The 17923-nt window shown below is 60.8% G+C and carries 17 protein-coding genes and 1 pseudogene; 10 read left to right on the forward strand and 8 right to left on the reverse strand.

The window, feature by feature from the left end; all coding sequences use genetic code 11:
• Nucleotides 1–1464 (reverse strand): hypothetical protein, encoded by a 1464-nt coding sequence (locus J2J99_RS15870; protein ID WP_168297557.1) that lies wholly within the window; start codon nucleotides 1462–1464, stop codon nucleotides 1–3.
• A 303-nt stretch (nucleotides 1465–1767) separates the two neighbouring features.
• Here J2J99_RS15870 and J2J99_RS15875 point away from each other — a divergent pair, with 303 nt between their 5' ends.
• From J2J99_RS15875 to J2J99_RS15895, 5 genes and pseudogenes are all read left to right on the forward strand, one after another.
• Nucleotides 1768–2382, forward strand: a complete 615-nt coding sequence (locus J2J99_RS15875; protein ID WP_168297558.1) for a 50S ribosomal protein L25/general stress protein Ctc — start codon at nucleotides 1768–1770, stop codon at nucleotides 2380–2382.
• A 190-nt stretch (nucleotides 2383–2572) separates the two neighbouring features.
• Complete coding sequence (locus tag J2J99_RS15880) at nucleotides 2573–4924, forward strand: EAL domain-containing protein (protein ID WP_168297559.1); 2352 nt, start codon at nucleotides 2573–2575, stop codon at nucleotides 4922–4924.
• A 24-nt stretch (nucleotides 4925–4948) separates the two neighbouring features.
• Nucleotides 4949–5662: a substrate-binding periplasmic protein gene (locus tag J2J99_RS15885; RefSeq protein ID WP_168297560.1), complete on the forward strand. Its 714-nt coding sequence runs from the start codon at nucleotides 4949–4951 to the stop codon at nucleotides 5660–5662.
• An 89-nt stretch (nucleotides 5663–5751) separates the two neighbouring features.
• Nucleotides 5752–6483 carry an aminoacyl-tRNA hydrolase gene (gene pth, locus J2J99_RS15890; RefSeq protein ID WP_168297561.1) on the forward strand — a complete coding sequence of 244 codons (732 nt, stop codon included), beginning with the start codon at nucleotides 5752–5754 and terminating at the stop codon, nucleotides 6481–6483.
• Nucleotides 6480–6928, forward strand: a pseudogene (locus J2J99_RS15895) (GNAT family N-acetyltransferase). The gene pth and the pseudogene J2J99_RS15895 overlap by 4 nt, the downstream one beginning before the upstream one ends.
• A 25-nt stretch (nucleotides 6929–6953) precedes the next feature.
• On the opposite strand, the gene clpS reads toward J2J99_RS15895, so the two are convergent.
• Nucleotides 6954–7265, reverse strand: coding sequence for an ATP-dependent Clp protease adapter ClpS (gene clpS / locus J2J99_RS15900; protein WP_168297562.1), 312 nt, complete (start codon nucleotides 7263–7265; stop codon nucleotides 6954–6956).
• A 324-nt stretch (nucleotides 7266–7589) separates the two neighbouring features.
• On the opposite strand from clpS, the gene ychF reads away from it, so the two are divergent.
• On the forward strand, nucleotides 7590–8693 hold the full coding sequence (gene ychF, locus J2J99_RS15905; RefSeq protein WP_168297563.1) for a redox-regulated ATPase YchF: 1104 nt from the start codon (nucleotides 7590–7592) through the stop codon (nucleotides 8691–8693).
• A gap of 19 nt (nucleotides 8694–8712) precedes the next feature.
• On the opposite strand, the gene J2J99_RS15910 is transcribed toward ychF, so the two are convergent.
• Nucleotides 8713–9786, reverse strand: a complete 1074-nt coding sequence (locus J2J99_RS15910; RefSeq protein ID WP_168297564.1) for a hypothetical protein — start codon at nucleotides 9784–9786, stop codon at nucleotides 8713–8715.
• An 80-nt stretch (nucleotides 9787–9866) separates the two neighbouring features.
• On the opposite strand from J2J99_RS15910, the gene J2J99_RS15915 reads away from it, so the two are divergent.
• Together J2J99_RS15915 and J2J99_RS15920 are read left to right on the forward strand one after the other, a co-directional pair.
• Nucleotides 9867–10355: a MaoC family dehydratase gene (locus tag J2J99_RS15915; RefSeq protein ID WP_168297565.1), complete on the forward strand. Its 489-nt coding sequence runs from the start codon at nucleotides 9867–9869 to the stop codon at nucleotides 10353–10355.
• Nucleotides 10352–10819, forward strand: coding sequence for a MaoC family dehydratase (locus J2J99_RS15920; protein ID WP_168297566.1), 468 nt, complete (start codon nucleotides 10352–10354; stop codon nucleotides 10817–10819). The genes J2J99_RS15915 and J2J99_RS15920 overlap by 4 nt, the downstream gene beginning before the upstream one ends.
• Nucleotides 10820–10842: 23 nt before the next feature.
• On the opposite strand, the gene J2J99_RS15925 is transcribed toward J2J99_RS15920, so the two are convergent.
• From J2J99_RS15925 to petA, 4 genes are all read right to left on the reverse strand, one after another.
• Nucleotides 10843–11385 carry an adenine phosphoribosyltransferase gene (locus J2J99_RS15925; RefSeq protein WP_168297567.1) on the reverse strand — a complete coding sequence of 181 codons (543 nt, stop codon included), beginning with the start codon at nucleotides 11383–11385 and terminating at the stop codon, nucleotides 10843–10845.
• Between the two features lie 264 nt (nucleotides 11386–11649).
• Nucleotides 11650–12534, reverse strand: a complete 885-nt coding sequence (locus tag J2J99_RS15930) for a cytochrome c1 (RefSeq protein ID WP_168297568.1) — start codon at nucleotides 12532–12534, stop codon at nucleotides 11650–11652.
• A gap of 25 nt (nucleotides 12535–12559) precedes the next feature.
• A complete protein-coding gene (locus tag J2J99_RS15935) occupies nucleotides 12560–13840 on the reverse strand; it encodes a cytochrome b (protein WP_168297569.1) in 1281 nt (426 codons plus the stop codon).
• 14 nt (nucleotides 13841–13854) lie between these two features.
• Nucleotides 13855–14433 carry a ubiquinol-cytochrome c reductase iron-sulfur subunit gene (gene petA / locus J2J99_RS15940; protein ID WP_168297570.1) on the reverse strand — a complete coding sequence of 193 codons (579 nt, stop codon included), beginning with the start codon at nucleotides 14431–14433 and terminating at the stop codon, nucleotides 13855–13857.
• A gap of 286 nt (nucleotides 14434–14719) precedes the next feature.
• On the opposite strand from petA, the gene J2J99_RS15945 reads away from it, so the two are divergent.
• Nucleotides 14720–15652 (forward strand): endonuclease/exonuclease/phosphatase family protein, encoded by a 933-nt coding sequence (locus tag J2J99_RS15945; RefSeq protein ID WP_168297571.1) that lies wholly within the window; start codon nucleotides 14720–14722, stop codon nucleotides 15650–15652.
• Here the strand turns inward: J2J99_RS15945 and J2J99_RS15950 are convergent.
• Nucleotides 15608–17521 carry an ABC transporter ATP-binding protein gene (locus tag J2J99_RS15950; protein WP_168297572.1) on the reverse strand — a complete coding sequence of 638 codons (1914 nt, stop codon included), beginning with the start codon at nucleotides 17519–17521 and terminating at the stop codon, nucleotides 15608–15610. The genes J2J99_RS15945 and J2J99_RS15950 overlap by 45 nt on opposite strands.
• A 161-nt stretch (nucleotides 17522–17682) precedes the next feature.
• Between J2J99_RS15950 and J2J99_RS15955 the strand changes: the two genes are divergently transcribed.
• A complete protein-coding gene (locus J2J99_RS15955; RefSeq protein ID WP_168297573.1) occupies nucleotides 17683–17913 on the forward strand; it encodes a CopG family transcriptional regulator in 231 nt (76 codons plus the stop codon).
• The last annotated feature ends 10 nt before the right edge of the window (nucleotides 17914–17923 follow it).

Below are 17923 nucleotides of genomic sequence, written 5' to 3' on the forward strand. Positions count from 1 at the left end.
TTACGGCTGCGGATCCGCTTCCTTGACCATCTGGCCGTTGACGGAAATCGCGCCGTCGCGGCTGATGCTGATATCCCAGCGCGAGCGGCCGTCCGGATCGGTCTTGGCGAAACCCTTCACCATCATGATGCCGAACGAGACCTGGTTGAGGTCGGGGTCGGTCTTGGCAAGTTCCTGAACCGAGGCGATCGTCTTGTCGAGATCGCGGGCAAGAATTGTCGCCTCCATCGAATAGTCCTTCTCGGTGTCGACCCGGCCTTCGATCTTGCCTGTCATGTCGATGTCGTAGACATCGGACTTGGCACTGATCTTCGGAAACTCGACAGCGAGACGGCCGTCCCGGAAGAGCTTCTTGCCCATCTCCTCGCCGCTCTTCTCCGCCGCCTTGTCGTTGAAATCCATTGCCATGAAGGCATCGCCGAAGCTTGCGAAATCCAGGTTGGGAACGGCGAACTGCAGATCGAGACTGGTCGGCATAAAGGCCGAATAGCTCGACGGCATCAGCGGCGTGTCGACACTGATGTCCTGCGCGTTGAAGCCGAAGCCGAAACGCATGGCGTCGGTCGGCCCGTCCATGGCGACGTTGTAGCCGAATGCCTTGGCGCCACCCTTGCCCACTTCTGTGCTGACGGTCAGATTGTTGGCCCCGATCGTCTCACTGAACGAGGTAAGAAGCGGGAAAGCATCCTTCACGATTCCCTTTATCTTGGTTGTGTTTTCGGGGCTCAATTCCTTCTCGTCGACATGGTCGAGAACGAAGAAGATCATGTCGCGGATCTGTTTGGCCGGCAGGCCATTCACCTTGCCGTCGAAATTGACCGTGTCGGCGCGGAGTTCGACAGGTGGCGTCCGCTGGCCGGAAACCTGCTCGAGGAAGCCCGACACTGAACCGCCCATAACGAAATCGATACGCCCGTTGCCGCCGGCGCTGTCGGTGGAGCTCAGCTTCTGCTCCATGCTGGCCACGCTGGCGCTGACTTCCTCGGTATCGGTCTTGCTTGTGACCTTGATGTCCTTGACCGTGGCGCTGCTCGAACGCAGATAGCTGATCGCGGGATCGAAGACGCCGGTGTAGGCGAGCGAAGCGATCGAATAGGTGAAATCCGTCGGCTTCTGGTCCTTGCCCTTGAGGTGGCCGGAGACGTTGAGGCTGTTATCGCCCTCGATGTTCCAGAGGCCGCTGTCGAGCGGTGTGGCGAATGTCGAGAATGGCGTCAGACCGTTGATGGTGAAGGTCGCCGGATCGACTTTGATCAAAAGCTTGGCCAGGTCGTAAATGATCTCGTAGCGCGTGCCGGCCGGATTGACGGTGATCAGACCGCTCTTCGCCAGATCCTCGGGAAGCAGCTTCGTCAGAGTGTCCTTGACTGCATTGGCGCCGTCCTGGTTGATTTCGACGCCCTGGGCTGTCGTGACAAGACAAAGTGCCAGCAAGCTCGTTGCCGTGACAAGTTTGAGACGCATAGTCCGATTTCTCCTCAGCCGCTCTTTTGATTGCGGCCATCCAAAGATGAGAAGCGCGTCCGTGTCAATTTGCGCTTTCGCGGAAAAGACAATTTTGCCGCTCGTTTCGGCGGCGGATTTCGCGCACGACCACGCCGGAATCAGCAACTTGCGTTTCCAGGCGACTTATAATATAGGCCACCGGTCCGCGTAGACACCCTTGGAGGCAACGCGGATGAGGATGGGGAAACCCGCCTCCGGTTCGACGGAACAAAGCCTTTTGGCCACCGCCGAACTCTCCAAATAACCTCGAAAGGAATAGCCATGAGCCAGGAAACTTACGAGCTCAAGGCCGAGGCGCGCGAACGGGTTGGTAAGGGGTCCGCCCGTGAACTTCGCCGCAACGGTTTGATTCCCGCTGTCATCTATGGTGACAAGCAGGCCCCCATTGCCATCGCTCTCAACACCAATGAGGTGACGAAGCGCATCCACGCCGGCGGTTTCATGACCACCGTGGCAACGATCGAAGTCGACGGCAAGAAGTACAAGGTGCTGCCGAAGGACTACCAGCTCGATCCGGTCCGCGATTTCACCATGCATGTCGATTTCCTGCGTGTCTCGGGCAACACCCAGGTGAGCGTCGAAATCCCGGTTCACTTCACCAACGAAGCGAAGTCCCCGGGCCTCAAGGTCGGCGGCGTTCTGAACATCGTCCGCCATGAAGTCGAAGTTCACTGCCCGGCCGACGCGATCCCCGAATTCTTCAGCATTGACCTCAGCGGCAAGAAGATCGGCGACAGCATCCATATTTCGGAAGTCACCCTTCCGAAGGGCGTGACCCCGGTCATCGACCGCGACTTCACGATCGCGACCATCGTCGCTCCGGCTGGCGGCGTCGACGAGAGCGCCGTCGAAGGTGAAGGCGAAGCCGAAGCCTGATCGCTTCGACCAATTGTAAAACATATGACCCGCCTTCCCGTGAACTGGGGAGGCGGGTTTTTCGTTGCCCGCAAGACCTCCGTTTCAGCAACATTTAACGTATTCGTGAAAGCATGCCCCGTCAGTTGCGATGAAGCCGGCCCGAACGCGCGACAGCAAATATGGCCGGCCTGGGGGAGTAGACGGAACCATGAACAATTCCGTTGAGAACAGGTTTTTTGGGATTGTTTGCGGAGCACTGCTTGTTTTTGTCGCTCCTCTCTTTGTCCTCTTTCTTTTTCTCTCCTCGGAACGAGCCGACAAGGAAATACGCGACCATATCTCGGTTCTTCTTGTCGCCAACGCCCAGGCGCTGGCAAAACCCCTCTGGGACCTCGATGAAGAAAGCGTCACCCAGATCAGCGCGACGGTCGTTTCCCAGGGCGCCATCGTCAAGGTCGAGGTGCGCGACCAGTCCGGTCAGCTCGACGTCAGCCAGTCCACCATTCCGCGCTCCTTCGATGGCAAGCTCGTGCAGGTGTCGCGCGCCATCATCTACAACACCATCGACGGCCCGAAGAATCTCGGCAGTATCAGCGTCTACTATCCCGCCCTCGGCCTGTTTTCCGGCCTGAAGCAGGAAGAGGTCGTCTTCATTTCGATCTTCATTTTCGCGGTTCTGACCGTTTTCGGCACCGCGCTGATCGGCAACCGCTTCTTCGTCATCCAGCCGCTGATGCGGCTGACGGCGGCGATCGAGGCCACACGCCAGCTCGGCTCCCGCCATCATGTCGACTGGCAGTCGAACGACGAGATGGGACGGCTTGCCCACAGCTTCAACGAGATGCAGACTAAGCTCGAAAGCGAGGAGAAGGAGCTGAAGCTCGCCCATCGCCGCGCCACCGATATCTACAACCTCACTCCCGCCATGCTCTTCTCGCTCGACGAGGAAGACCGCATCACCGCCGTCAGCGACTACTGGCTGCTTGCTACCGGTTATAATCGCGCCGCCGTCATCGGCCGCAACTTCGCCGATCTCGTCACGGCAAACACCCGTGACAGGTTCGTCAATCGACGCCGGGCCGAGAGCGCCATGGCGGTTACCGTCAAGTTCGTCTGCCTGGACGGCCGCACCATGGACGTCCTTATCATGGAATCGGAAGCCGGCGCCGACGCTCACGATCGACTCTCGCTGTCGGTCATGACCGATGTGACCGAGCTCAAGGCCTCCGAGGACCGCAACCATCGCCAGGCAATCACCGACCACCTGACCGGGCTTCTCAACCGCCAGGGTTTTGAAGCCGTGCTCGACAGCAAGATCGCCGCGGCAGACGCCGCTGGCCAGGAGCTCGCCTGCCTCTTCGTCGATCTCGATCGCTTCAAGTGGATCAACGACAATATGGGCCATGCCGCCGGCGACAGGGCGCTGGTCGAGCTGGTTGAGCGCCTGAAGACCCATCTCGCTGTCTCCGACGAGGCGGCCCGTCTCGGCGGCGACGAGTTCGCCATCCTGCTGCCGGCGAAGGACGCCGGAAGGCGAGCCAAGGCAATGTGCGAGCAGATCGCCTCCATCTTCGAAACCCCATTCGCCCCGGATATGCATCTCAGCGCATCGATCGGGATCGCCATCTATCCGCACCATGCCGCGACCGCGGCCGAATTGCTGCAGAAATCCGACATGGCGATGTATGCCAAGAAACGCGACGGCAAGAATGGCGCGCAACTCTTCGACAATGCCATGCTCGACCGCGCCCGCAGCCGCGCCGAAATCGAGGCCAATATCGAATTCGGCCTCGTCGACAACTGGTTCGAGGCTTTCCTGCAGCCGATCGTCAACTTGAACGGCCGCAGCATTGCCGGCTTCGAAGCGCTGATGCGTCTCAGCCACCCGCAGAAGGGCCTGATGCCGCCGGCCGAGATCATCAGCGTCGCCGAAGAGACCGGAAAAATCGTTCGCGTCGGCAACATCATCATGGAGAAGGCGATCGCCAATCTCGCGAAGATTTCCCGCATTTCAGGCATGCAGGATACCTATCTCGCCATCAATTTCTCGCCGTTGCAGTTCGAGCCGGCGTTACCGGCCCGGCTTGCCGCCATTGTCGGCCGTCACGGCATCCGCCCCGAACGCATCGTCGTCGAGATCACCGAAGCCGTGCTGATGCACGACAATCCTGATATTCGCATGATCGTCACCGAGCTTCGCCAATTCGGCTGCCGCATCGCGCTCGACGATTTCGGCACCGGCTATTCGTCACTGAGCTATCTCAACCGCTTCCCTGTCGATATCATCAAGATCGACCAATCCTTCACGCGCGCTATCAACGACGGCGACGATGACGTGCGACTTAGGAGCCGCATGCTGATCGAAGGCATAACGACCCTGTCCCACAAGATGAACTGCACCGTAATCGCCGAGGGCATTGAGACCGAAGAGGAATGCCGCACGCTCCACCAGATGGGGCTGGACTATGGCCAGGGATATCTCTTCCATCGCCCGCAGCACGCAGCCAAGCTCATCGAGGAACTGATGACCCCGCAATCGGCCGTCGCACGCGCCTCGTAAACGAAGAACGAAGGAGATGATCCGATGAAAAAGCTCCTGCTTCTCGCATGCCTGGCGCTGCCCTGCGCCGCCCATGCGCAGACGATCAATTTCACAACCGAGGACTACGCTCCCTTCAACTATCGTGAAGGCAAGGTGATCAAGGGCGCGACAGTCGAACAGGTCGAAAAGGTGATGGCCGCGATCGGCGTCGACTATACGATCGAGGTCATGCCTTGGGCTCGCGCCTATGGCCTTGCCCGCACGGCGCCGATGACCTGCGTTTTCGCCACAGCCCACAACAGCGAGCGCGATCCGCTGTTCAAGTGGATCGAGCCGCTGCTCGTCGACCGCAATATCCTGATCACCCGCAAGGGCTCGGGCGTCACCGCCAGCAATCTGGACGAGGCGAAGAAATATACGGTCGGCACCCAGCGCGAGGACTATACCGAGACGATCTTGAAGGATAAGGGCTTCTCGAAACTCGATGTCGCCAGCGATTTCAACGCGACGCTGCGCAAGCTGCTCAGCGGCCGTATCGACATGATGCCGATCTCGGAGCTCTATTTCGACAAGCTCAAGGCCGACCAGCCGGTAGAGATGGTAACGGTGCTCTCCGCCCAGCCGATGGGCATCGCTTGCGAGAAGAGCTTTCCGGACGATCTGCGCGCCAAGATGCAGGCCGCCCTCGACAAGCTCATCGCCGATGGCGATCAGAACCAGATCTTCCTGAGATACGGCATGAACCTCTCGGAATGACGCTGCCGGCGGATCTGCCCTTTCCGCTTGACTTTGCTCTCGTTTCCGGGTGGTGAACCTCGGAAAAGCTTAAGTGAGGACGACAGGTCATGCTGATCATCGCGGGTCTTGGCAATCCAGGCGGCAAATATGCCGGCAACCGCCACAATATCGGCTTCATGGCAGTCGACGCCATCCATCGGCGCCACAGCTTCTCGCCCTGGTCGAAGAAGTTCAAGGCCGAGATCGCCGAGGGCGAGCTCGGCGGCGAGAAAGTGCTGCTGATCAAGCCGCAGACCTACATGAACCTCTCCGGCGAGGCGGTCGGCGAAGCGATGCGCTTTTATAAGCTCCAACCCGCCGACCTCGTCGCAATCTACGACGAGCTCGACCTTCCCCCGGGCAAGGCCCGGCTGAAGACCGGCGGCGGCCATGGTGGCCACAACGGCATCAGGTCTCTGGACGCCCATTGCGGCAAGGAGTACCGGCGGCTGCGCCTCGGCATCGGCCATCCCGGCGTCAAGGAAATGGTGCAGAACCATGTGCTCGGCGATTTCGCCAAGGCCGACAGGGACTGGCTGGAGCCGCTGCTCGACACGCTGGCCGACAATGCCGAGATGCTGGTGCGGAATGAGGATTCGCAGCTGATGAACAAGATCGCGCTGGCGCTCGGCAGTACGGCCGAGGAGGAAAAGCCGCGGAAGGAAGGCAAGGAGAGCGACAAAAGGTCGACCGGCCAGTCGCATATCCGCCAGGCCCGCAATCACAATCAGCCGAAGCTGCCGGCCACTGGCCCGATGGCCGAGATGCTGAAGAAGATATTCGGCAACAAGGGAGAATGAGGCCGGATTTCGCCATCCACCCCGCAGCCGCTGGCGATCTCTCGGGGTTGATGGCCCTCTACCGGCATTTGAACCCGGCCGATCCGCTCCTCGACGACATGACCGCCGAGAAGCGCTTCTCGACCGTCCTTGCGCAGCCCTGCATGACCGTCTTGACGGGCTTTACCCGTGATATCGCCGTCGCCACGTGACCCTCGTCATCGTGCCGAACCTGACGCGGGGCGGCGCTTCCTATGCGCTCCTCGAAAATGTCGTCACCCATGCCGACCACCGCCGGCGCGGCTATGCCGGAGCCGTCATCGGCCATGCGGTGACCGAGGCCTGGAAGGCCGGCTGCTACAAGGTGATGCTGCTGACCGGCTCCAAGAACCCGGCGACGCTGCGCTTCTATGAGAATTGCGGCTTCCTGCAGGACAAGACCGGCTTTAAAATCGGCCGGCCCTGAGCCTTGAGCATGTCCCGGCGCTCGCCTACTCCTCGGGCTCCGTCGTGAACATCAACGGAAAGCCCATCTCCTTGGCAAGATCGATGCCCTCTTTGGCCTTGGTCTCGGCAATGTCCTTGGCGCAGACCACGACCACGCAGGAGCCGAGCTTATGCGCCGTCATCATTACCCGGTAGCCGGTCTCCTCGCTCATGCGGAAGACGACCTTCAGGATCACGATGACGAATTCGCGCGGCGTATAATCGTCGTTGACGAGGATGACCTTATAGAGCTTCGGCTTGTCCAGCTTTGGCTTCACCTTGGTCTTCGGCTTTAGGACAACGTCGTTGTCACTCATCGGAAATCCACCCGTTGATGACATGGTCAGGAATCTTCAAAACAACTAATCATTATCGATGACGAATTTTCGACGGTGCACTGTGGCTGCCCGCCTCGATCGGGAGGGAATTGGCCGCCGAGTTGAGGCCGGATCATTGCGGCCGGCAGGCGCGACCAGGCTCTGACGAATCCGCACTGCATCGAAATTGCGATCACGTTCGAAAATAGGCCGGCAGCGTTCCTTGGGCAAGTGAGCAACGTTAAAGGCTCGCTAAGACTTGACCACATTGCTCCTTTATCCCATAGGCACCAGCAAGAAATTCAAGAACAGCAGGTTTTAGCCATGGGCTTCAAATGCGGCATCGTCGGTCTGCCGAACGTCGGCAAATCGACCCTCTTCAACGCGCTCACCAAGACGGCGGCGGCACAGGCGGCCAATTATCCATTCTGCACGATCGAGCCGAATACCGGCGAAGTCGCCGTGCCCGATCCGCGCATGCGCAAGCTTGCCGACATCGCCAAGTCCAAGGAATTGATCCCGACCCGCATCTCCTTCGTCGACATCGCCGGCCTGGTGCGGGGCGCCTCGAAGGGTGAAGGTCTCGGCAACCAGTTCCTCGCCAATATCCGCGAAGTCGACGCGATCGTGCATGTGCTGCGCTGTTTCGAAGACAGCGATATCACCCATGTCGAGGGCCGCATCAACCCGGTCGCCGATGCCGAGACGATCGAAACCGAGCTGATGCTTGCCGACCTCGAAAGTCTGGAGCGCCGCACGGAGCAGACGCGCAAGCGCGCCACCGGCAAGGACAAGGATTCCATGGCGATGCTGCCGATCATGGAAGCGTCGCTGAAGCTGCTCAACGAAGGCAAGCCGGTGCGTACGCTGCTGTCGAAGCTCGCCGCTGATGAGATCGCCGTCCTCAAGGGCCTCAACCTGCTGACCTCGCATCCGGTGCTGTACGTTTGCAACGTCGCTGAAAGCGACGCCTCGACCGGCAACGAATTCACCGCGGCCGTGGCCGCCATGGCTAGGGAACAGGGTGCCGAAACCGTCATCATCTCGGCGGCGATCGAAGCTGAGGTGGCCCAGCTTGCCGAAGAGGAAGCCAAGGAGTTCCTCTCCGCCCTCGGCCTCGACGAAGCTGGCCTCGACCGGCTGATACGGGCCGGCTACAAGCTGCTCGACCTCATCACCTATTTCACCGTCGGCCCGAAGGAAACGCGCGCCTGGACGATCGAGCGCGGCACCAAGGCGCCGCAGGCGGCCGGCGTCATCCATTCCGATTTCGAGCGCGGCTTCATCCGCGCCAACACCATCGCCTATGACGACTACATCAAATTCAACGGCGAAGTCGGCGCCAAGGATGCCGGCAAGGCGCGCGACGAAGGCAAGGAATATGTCGTGCAGGACGGCGACGTCATCCACTTCCGCTTCAACACCTAGATAAAAGAGCGCTGTCGCCTTAACCCGGCGGCAGCCTGTTCTCGATGGCCGGCGGCAATGCCCTGAGCACCAGCCGGCGAAGCGGCATCCAGCCAGTGCCGATGATCAAGACGATCGCGCCGACGATAATGAGCGTCGTGAAGATGTACGTGTTGACCGTGGCGCTTCCCTGCCGGAAGACGCTGAAAATCGCAACGCCGAGCGACAGCAGCCCCGAGGTGACGAAGGCGCGCCGGTCGATGACGAGGCCGATCAGCATCAGCACCGCCACCGTCGCGACGACCACGGGCGTCCGGGCCGACATGTTCGCCAGGTCGAAGATACGGCCGCCTTCTCCGAAAGACATGAGGGAAACGCTGCTGTAAAGCAGCGCCGGCGCCGCGCCGAGATGCAGCCAGAACGCAATATCCGAGCGCGTGGTCCGGCGCAGCCGATCGCCGAGATCGAAATAGAGTGCCGTGGCGAAGAGGCCGAGCGCGCAAATAAGGGCGATCGCCGCCAGCAGAGCAAGATGATCGACGAAGAATTCCGGATTGCCGCTTAGCCATTGCACCAGGCGCAACAGCAGGGTGAGTGCCAAGGCAAGCGTCGACATGATGGCAAGCGCCAGCGACAAGGGCACGCGATAGCGGGCATAATAGATGCCGAGAAGCACCGGGAAGCCGGCAACGAACTGCGTCAGCCCTGCCCCGATTTCGGAGGTCCACGGCGTGAAGACGCGGGACATCAGCAAGAATGTCCAGCAGAACAGGGCGATCGTCAGGCTGACGGCCGGCAAGGCGAGCCGCTGGCGGCGCACCAGGATTTCCGAAAGGACTAGGATCGCGGGCGGCACGGCATAAAGCGGCGCAAGCCCCCAGAGTCCGACGAGCGCGACGACGACGCCGATGGTGATCAGCACGTCGTGGAAACCGCGCACGAAGCGCGGCGTCTCCGTATCCGACCAAGCCTGCTCTTCGGCTGCCGGTGCAGGCTGCGGCTCGATGACAGCCACGCCGCGCTCGATCAGGAAGGGCAGAAGCCGCCCGCCCGCCTCCGGCGAAATCAGCCCCTGGCGCACCGCCTCGTCGAGTATCGACCTCAGTTCCGTCATGCCGGTTTATCTCCCCGGAATCATTGAGCCTGCGCGGATGCTATTGTAAGCATGGTGCACTGCATATGGCGGAGGAGCGAATGTCGGCAGAAAAGCTTTCCTTCGAGGATTTTGAGCCCGGTCGCCGCTTTCCCCTCGGCCCGAAGCTGGTGAGCGCCGGGGAGATTATCGAATTCGCGCGGGAATTCGACCCGCAGCCGATGCATCTCGACGAGGCTGCCGGCCGCGCCAGCATTCTCGGCGGTCTTGCCGCCTCCGGCTGGCATACGTCCGCGATGCTAATGCGCATGATGGCCGACAGTTACATCCTGAACGCGCTCTGCGAGGGGGCGCCCGGCATCGATCTGATGGAATGGCGAAAGCCGGTGCTTTCAGGCGACACGCTGCAGGGTCACTCGACCGTGCTGGAAGCCCGGCCGATGCGCTCACGTCCTGGCATCGGCATCGCCAAGTTCCGCCACGAGGTGGAAAATCAGCGCGGCGAGCTTGTCTGTCTCTCGGAAAATTCGGTCATGATCCGCATGCGCCCTATCCCAGGCATCATCGTGAAGCCGGAGAGTACAGCATGAGAATGTCTGAACTTTACGCCGTTGGCGAAAAGGCGGAGATCGGCAGCTACGCCTTCACCGAGGAAAACATCATCGACTTCGCGACGCGCTACGATCCGCAGCGCTTTCACGTCGATAAGGAAGCCGCCAAAGGAACCCTGTTCGGTGGCCTTTGCGCTTCGGGCTGGCACACCACCGCCGCCTGGATGCGAACCTTCCTCGCCTTCTGGAAAAGTCAGAGCGTCGCCCTCGCGCAAAGAGGGCTGACGGCGCCGAACCTCGGTCCTTCGCCGGGCTTCCAGAAACTGCAATGGCTGCGGCCCGTCTTCCCGGACGACGTCGTGACCTACTCCGTCGCCCTCCTCTCCAGCCGGCCGCTCGCGTCGCGGCCGGGCTGGCACCTCAACACCATCCTGTGCGAAGGCGTCAATCAAAACGGCGATCCCGTCATGCGCTTCGAAAGCGGCGTGCTGGAATTCGACTGACGCCACCGGCACTGGATGCGGGCTCAGTGCCCGGAGAATTCGACCAGCGTGTGCACTTTGACGCCGAGCTCTTCCAGCTTCCTGCGGCCGCCGAGGTCGGGCAGATCGATGACGAAGCAAGCGCCGACCACCTCCGCGCCGATCTGGCGCAGAAGCTGGGTGGCACCGACAGCCGTGCCGCCGGTGGCGATCAGATCGTCGACCAGGATCACCTTCTCGCCGGGCTCGATCGCATCACGATGCATCTCCATCTCGTCCACGCCATATTCCAGGCTGTAGGCGATGCGCACCGTATCGTGCGGCAGTTTGCCCTTCTTGCGGATCGGCACGAATCCCGAGGAAAGCTGATGTGCCACTGCCCCACCGAGAATGAAGCCGCGCGCCTCCATGCCGGCGATCTTGTCGATCTTCGTGCCGGCATAGGGCTGCACCAGTTCATCGACCGCCCGGCGGAAGGCGCGGGGATTGCCTAGCAGCGTGGTGATGTCGCGGAAAATGATTCCGGGCTTCGGATAGTCGGGGATGGAACGGATGCTGGCTGCGAGCTCCGACGTCGTATTGTCCATGAAAAGTCCATATCTGCGAGGGCATGAAACGGCCCGCACCCTACTGCATAATTCCTCAAATCGAAATCGATTCAGGGATAAAATAATCCGGCGGTGTAAGGCGCTAAGGCGCCCTTTGCGCGTTAGAAAGGACGCGCGCCGCTGAGACGCATGACGCTTGGCGCACGAGCGGCTTTCGACAAGGATACCTCGGTGAGCCCATGGGGTCGCCTGCAACAAAAAAGGCGGCCCGTGAGCCGCCTTTCGAATTCAGACAAGGAAGGCTCAATGCTCCTTGTTGGCGTAGACCGAGCGCTTCGTCAGGTAGATCAGAACCGTGAAGATCGCCAGGAAGATCATCACCATGAAGCCGGTGCGCTTGCGCTCCTCCAGATGCGGCTCGGCAGCCCACATCAGGAAAGCGGAAACGTCCTTGGCATACTGATCGACGGTCGCCGGCGCGCCGTCGTCATAAGTGACCTGGCCGTCGGAAAGCGGCTTCGGCATGGCCAGCACGGCAGCAGCGTGGAAATACGGGTTGTAGTGTCCGCCCGCCGGGACCTCGAAGCCGGCCGGCGGTTCTTCATAGCCGGTCAGTAGCGCGTGGATATAATCCGGGCCGTTTTCCTGGTACTGCGTGAAGATGTCGAAGACGAATTGCGGAAAGCCACGCTCGACTTCGCGGGCCTTGGCGATCAGCGAAAAGTCAGGCGGAGCAGCCCCATTGTTGGAAGCTTTGGCTGCCTCCTCATTGGCGAAAGGTGCCGGGAAGTGGTCCGAAGGCACTGCCTTGCGGGTAAACATCTCGCCGGCCGCGTTCGGTCCGTCCTGAACTTCGTAATTCGCCGCGAAAGCCTTCACCTGCGCCTCGGAATAACCAAGCTCGTCGAGCATGCGGAAAGGCACGAGGCTCATCGAATGGCAGGCGGAACAGACTTCGGTATAGACCTTGAGGCCGCGCTGGAGCTGAGCCTTGTCGTAATGGCCGAACGGGCCGGCAAAGGTCCATTCCTGCTCCTTCGGCTCCTTCAGCGGATAGTGCGGCGTCGCACCTTCCTCGTGATGGGCAGGGGCTGCGCCATTCGCAGGCGTCGCCTCCTCGGCGAAAGCGGCGCTGCCGATCACAGCGGCGACGGCGAGCGGCAGAATGCTTGCAACAAGCGTTTTCATAGTTCTATTCCCTTCCGTCGCTCGCTTAGGCATTGGCCGCCGCACCGGCAGCAGCAGTCTTGTTGCGCTTTTCGAGCACCGCTTCGGTGATCGAGTTCGGAATGCGGCGCGGTGTTTCCACCAGGCCGAGAACCGGCATCGCGACCAGGAAGAAAGCGAAGTAGAGCAGCGTGCAGATCTGTGAAACGATCACGTAGCTGCCTTCCGCCGGCTGTGAGCCGAGCCAGCCGAGGATGATCGCGTTGATCACGAACAGCCAGAAGAACAGCTTGTACCAGGGACGGTAGACCGCCGAACGAACCTTCGACGTATCGAGCCAGGGCAAGAAGAACAGCACGATGATCGCGCCGAACATCACCAGCACGCCGCCGAGCTTGGAGTCGATCGGGCCGATGTTGAAGGTGATCGAACGCAGCATCGCGTAGAATGGCAGGAAGTACCATTCCGGAACGATGTGGGCCGGCGTCTTCAACGGGTCGGCCGGGATGTAGTTGTCGGCATGGCCGAGGAAGTTCGGCAGGTAGAAGACGAAATAGGCGTAGACCAGCAGGAAGACGGAGACGCCGAGCGCATCCTTCATCGTCGCATAGGGCGTGAAGCGCACGGTGTCCGTCTTCGTCTTGACCTCGACGCCGGTCGGGTTCGTCTGGCCGGTGACATGCAGTGCCCAGATATGCAGGACGACGACGCCGGCGATCATGAAGGGCAGCAGGTAGTGCAGCGAGAAGAAGCGGTTCAGCGTCGGCTGATCGACGGCAAAGCCGCCGAGCAGGAACTGCTGCACCCATTCGCCAACCAGCGGGAAAGCCGAGAAGAAGCCGGTGATGACGGTCGCGCCCCAGAAGGACATCTGGCCCCAGGGCAGCACGTAGCCCATGAAGCCGGTTGCCATCATCAGGAGGTAGATGACCACGCCGAGGATCCAGAGGATCTCGCGCGGCGCCTTGTAGGAGCCGTAGTAGAGGCCGCGGGCGATATGCAGGTAGACGGCGACGAAGAAGAAGGATGCGCCGTTGGCATGCAGGTAGCGCAGCAGCCAGCCGTGGTTGACGTCGCGCATGATCTTTTCAACGGAGTTGAACGCGATCGTCGTGTCGGCGGAATAATGCATGGCGAGCGTCACGCCCGTCAGGATCTGCACGATCAGCATGACGGCGAGCATCGCGCCGAAGGTATAGGCATAGTTCAGGTTCCTGGGAACCGGATATGCCACGAAGCTGTCATAGACCATGCGCGGCAACGGCAGGCGCGCATCGACCCATTTTTCGAAGCCGGTTGATGGCTCGTAGCTGGAATGGCCACTCATGAATCAGTCTCCCCTCAACCGATCTTGATCTTGGTGTCGGACAAAAATGAAAAGGTCGGAATCGCCAGGTTCTGCGGTGCAGGACCTTTTCGGATGCGGCCGGCCGTGTCGTAGACCGAGCCATGGCAGGGACAGAACCAACCATTGTACTCGCCGGCCTGACCGAGCGGCACGCAGCCGAGATGGGTGCAGGTGCCGATCATGACGATCCAGTTTTCCTTGTCCTTGCCGCCTGAACGGTCAACGCCCGTTGCCTGAGCCTCGGGCGGCAGGTTGGCATTGCGGGCGACCGGATCCTTGAGATCTGCCAGCGGAACATCGGCGGCCGCCTTCACTTCTTCAGGCGTACGGTTGCGGATGAAGATCGGCTTGCCGCGCCACTTGACCGTCAGCGACATGCCGGGCTCGAGGCTGGCAACATCGACTTCGATGGAGGCGAGCGCCAGCGTCGACGCATCCGGCCGCATCTGGTCGATGAACGGCCAAGCAACCGCAGCGGCGCCCACAGCACCCGCCATACCAGTGGTGAGATAAAGGAAATCACGGCGAGTAGGCTCTGTCGAAGCCTCGCTTGTCGTTACGTGTTCGCTCACGGCTTAACCATCCTCTGCGCAATTATCGCGGAATTCCGCCCTGCCCCCTCTGCCGGCGAATCGATCTGGACACATTTCGGCCATAGATTCCCCGGCAATCCGGCGCGTTCTAAGCTTGATCGCAAATTATGTCCAGCCTTGACAAGGAGACGAGGGCACAATGTCGCGGGAAATTTCAGATGAATTTTTTAAGGCAAACACGAGCTTGCCGGCATGCTGCATTGCAACAAAAAAGCCGCCGTGATAGGCGCAGTCGCAATCACCCCAGCGAGCCGGACCGAAGCGGATGAGAGACACGATTTTTTGCGTATTCAGCGTCCTCACGACCCTGGTCCTCGCCATCATCTCTCTGCGGTACGTCACCGATTTTTATCTGCTTTCCTTCTTTTACAGCTTCCAACTCCATCTGGCGGCGGCCGCTGCGCTCGCCTCCCTCGCGGCCTTGCTTGTCAAGCGCCATTGGTACGGCCTGCTGACGCTCGGCATATCGCTGGCTCTTGCCGTCCATGGCATCGTGATGACCCGCGAATTTGCTCAGTCCGCCGTCGATGAACACCGCCCGGTTCTTTTCCGGCTGATGTCGTTCAATATCGAAAACGATAATTTCGCAAACGGTGCCGCGATCGCCGACATGGCGATCGCCTCGGGCGCCGACGTCGTCAACATCCTCGAGGCCGAGCCGATTCTCTCGGAACTGCCGCGGCTTCTGAAAACCTATCCCTATTATGTCGGCTGCGGCATCGGCATGCAGGAATGCGATACGCTGGTCCTGTCGAAGCGCCCGCTCGTCGAGCCGCGCATCCGCAGTCTCGGCCTGCTGTGGCGTAACCGGCTGACGATCTCGACGGTCGATTTCGACGGCCGCAAGGTCAATTTCCTGACCGCTCATCTAACCAAACCCTATTACGACGAGTTCTACGGTCTGGAGCTCGAAGACCTCGCCGCGATCGCTCCCACCCTGCCGGGACCGCTAGTGCTGGCCGGCGATTTCAACTCGTCTATCCTGACGCCGGGGGTACAAGACCTTCTGCGCAAAGAAGGCTTCGGCACCGTATCGCTGGAACCCGCGACCTGGCCGATCGCAGCCGGCGCCTTCGGCATTCCGATCGACCACATCTTTGCGAGGGCGCCCCTGCGGCTGAAATCGGTCCGCCGTATCGTCGACAGCTTCGGATCAAACCATTTTGGCCTCATGGCGGAATTCGCCGTCGACCCCTGAGCCGAGATCCCCGTCCACCGCGAGGAAACCGCCGGACTGGCGCGCCCAAAGTTCGGCATAGAGCCCGCCTTGGCGAAGCAGTTCCTCGTGGCTGCCCTCCTCGATGATCCGGCCGAGATCGACGACGATCAGCCGGTCGAGCGCAGCGATCGTCGACAGCCGGTGGGCGATCGCAAGCACGGTCTTACCCTCCATGATTCGATGGAGATTGGACTGGATCGCTTCCTCCACCTCCGAATCGAGCGCCGACGTCGCTTCGTCCAGAACCAGGATGGGAGCGTCCTTCAGCATCACCCGGGCAATGGCGATGCGCTGCCGCTGGCCGCCCGACAATTTGACGCCGCGTTCGCCGACATGGGCATCGAAGCCTCTGCGGCCCTGCTGATCCTGCAGGTGAGCGATGAAATCGATGGCTTCGGCGCGCCGGGCCGCTTCGACCAGTCGCTCCTCGCCCGCGTTCGGCCGTCCGAACAGGATATTGTCGCGCACCGAACGATGCAGCAGCGAGGTGTCCTGGCTGACGACGCCGATCTGCATCCGGAGCGTTTCCTGGGTCACGGCCGATATGTCCTGGCCATCGACCAGAATGCGGCCCTCCTGGAGGTCGTAGAGGCGCAGCAGCAGGTTCATCAGCGTGGATTTTCCCGCGCCCGAACGGCCGACGATCCCGACTTTTTCGCCCGGGCGGATGGTCAGGGAGAAATTTTCAACGACCGGTTGTTGATCCTTGCCGTAGCGGAAAGAGACATTGTCGAAGCGAATGCCGGGCTGGCGGATCACCAGGCTTTTCGCATCGGCACGGTCGACAAGGCCGAGCGGCTGGGAGATCAACTCGGCGGCATTCTGGATGGTGCCGAGATTTCGCATGATGCCGTTGAACTGCGTCATCAGCCGTCCAAGCAGGAAATTCAGCCGGAGCACCAGCGCCAGCGAGAATGCGACCGCACCGGAGCTGACCAGGCCGCGCAGCCAGAGATCGACGCTCAAGCCTGCCATCGTCACGATCATCAGGCCCGAGAGCAGCGCCATCGAGGCCCTGACGCCGGTGATGAACCGAGTGAAGCGTAGCACCGTATCCTGGTAAATATCGAAGCCTTGGCGCATGTAGCGGTCGCTCTCTTCGTCGCGGGCAAACAGCTTCAGCGTCTGCATATTGCTGTAGGAATCGACCATCCGGCCGTTTAGCATCGATCCCGCTTCCGCCGTCTCGCGGGAATGACGGCGAATCCGTGGGACGAAGTGGCGGGCAAGCAGGCTAAAGGCGCCGAGCCAAAACAGCACGACGGCGGCAAGGGAAAAGTCCAGCCGGGCGACCAGCACCAGCGTCGTGACCGCATAAATTCCGACGAACCAGACGCTTTCCATCAGCGAGGTGACGAGATCGCCGGTTGCCTGGCCGGCCGACCAGACCTTGGTAACGATGCGCCCGGAGAAATCGCTCTGAAAGAACGACAATGATTGCCTTGAGACGTGGAGATACGATTGCCAACGTGCTAGATTGTAGAAGCCTGGGGTGATCACCTGCTGATCGACGAGGGCAATCAGGAAGGCGACGACGAAGCGCACCAGCCCGATCAGAGCAAGCATGCCGAACAGCTCGCCGCCATGGGCCGCGAGAAGACCGCTCCAGCCCGCACCGGGCGTAATGCTGGCGAGGATATCGACGAGGCGTCCGACGAACCAGAAAAGCGCGGCTTCGATTGCCGCCGATGCGCCGCCGAGTATGAGCATGGCGATAAACGGCATCCTCGTCTGGCCGATATAGAACCAGATGAAGCCGAGCGTTCCCGGCGGCGGCTGAAGATTGGCGCGCGGGCTGAACGGATCGATCCAGGTCTCGAACAGGCGGAAGATGGGTCGCAGAAACATGGAAGCGATATAGGCGGATTGGGTAAAGCGGCAAAGGGAATGATCAGCGGTCGCAATCTTATATTTTTGTAATGATCGATAACATCGGCGGCATCGCCATTGATTGCCCGCCAACCGGTCACAATCTGACGATACGATCGCGCTTCAACGGAGGGACGGCAATGGAAACGAAAATGCTCGATGCGCATATTCCGCTTCCGCTTGCAGAAAGGCTGGATGCCCTGGCTCTCGATCTGGCGCTGGCGCGCGACGTGATCGTCACCGCGGCCATCACCGCCTGGCTCGACAGCGAGGAACGCCGCCGCATCGCCACCCTGCGCACGCTCGCGGCAGCCAACACCATTGTGGTCGTCGAACATGACAGGGTGATCGACTGGGCCGACAGTCTTTGAACATGGGAAA

The sequence above is a fragment of the Rhizobium binae genome (assembly GCF_017357225.1).
Lineage (GTDB): Bacteria > Pseudomonadota > Alphaproteobacteria > Rhizobiales > Rhizobiaceae > Rhizobium > Rhizobium binae.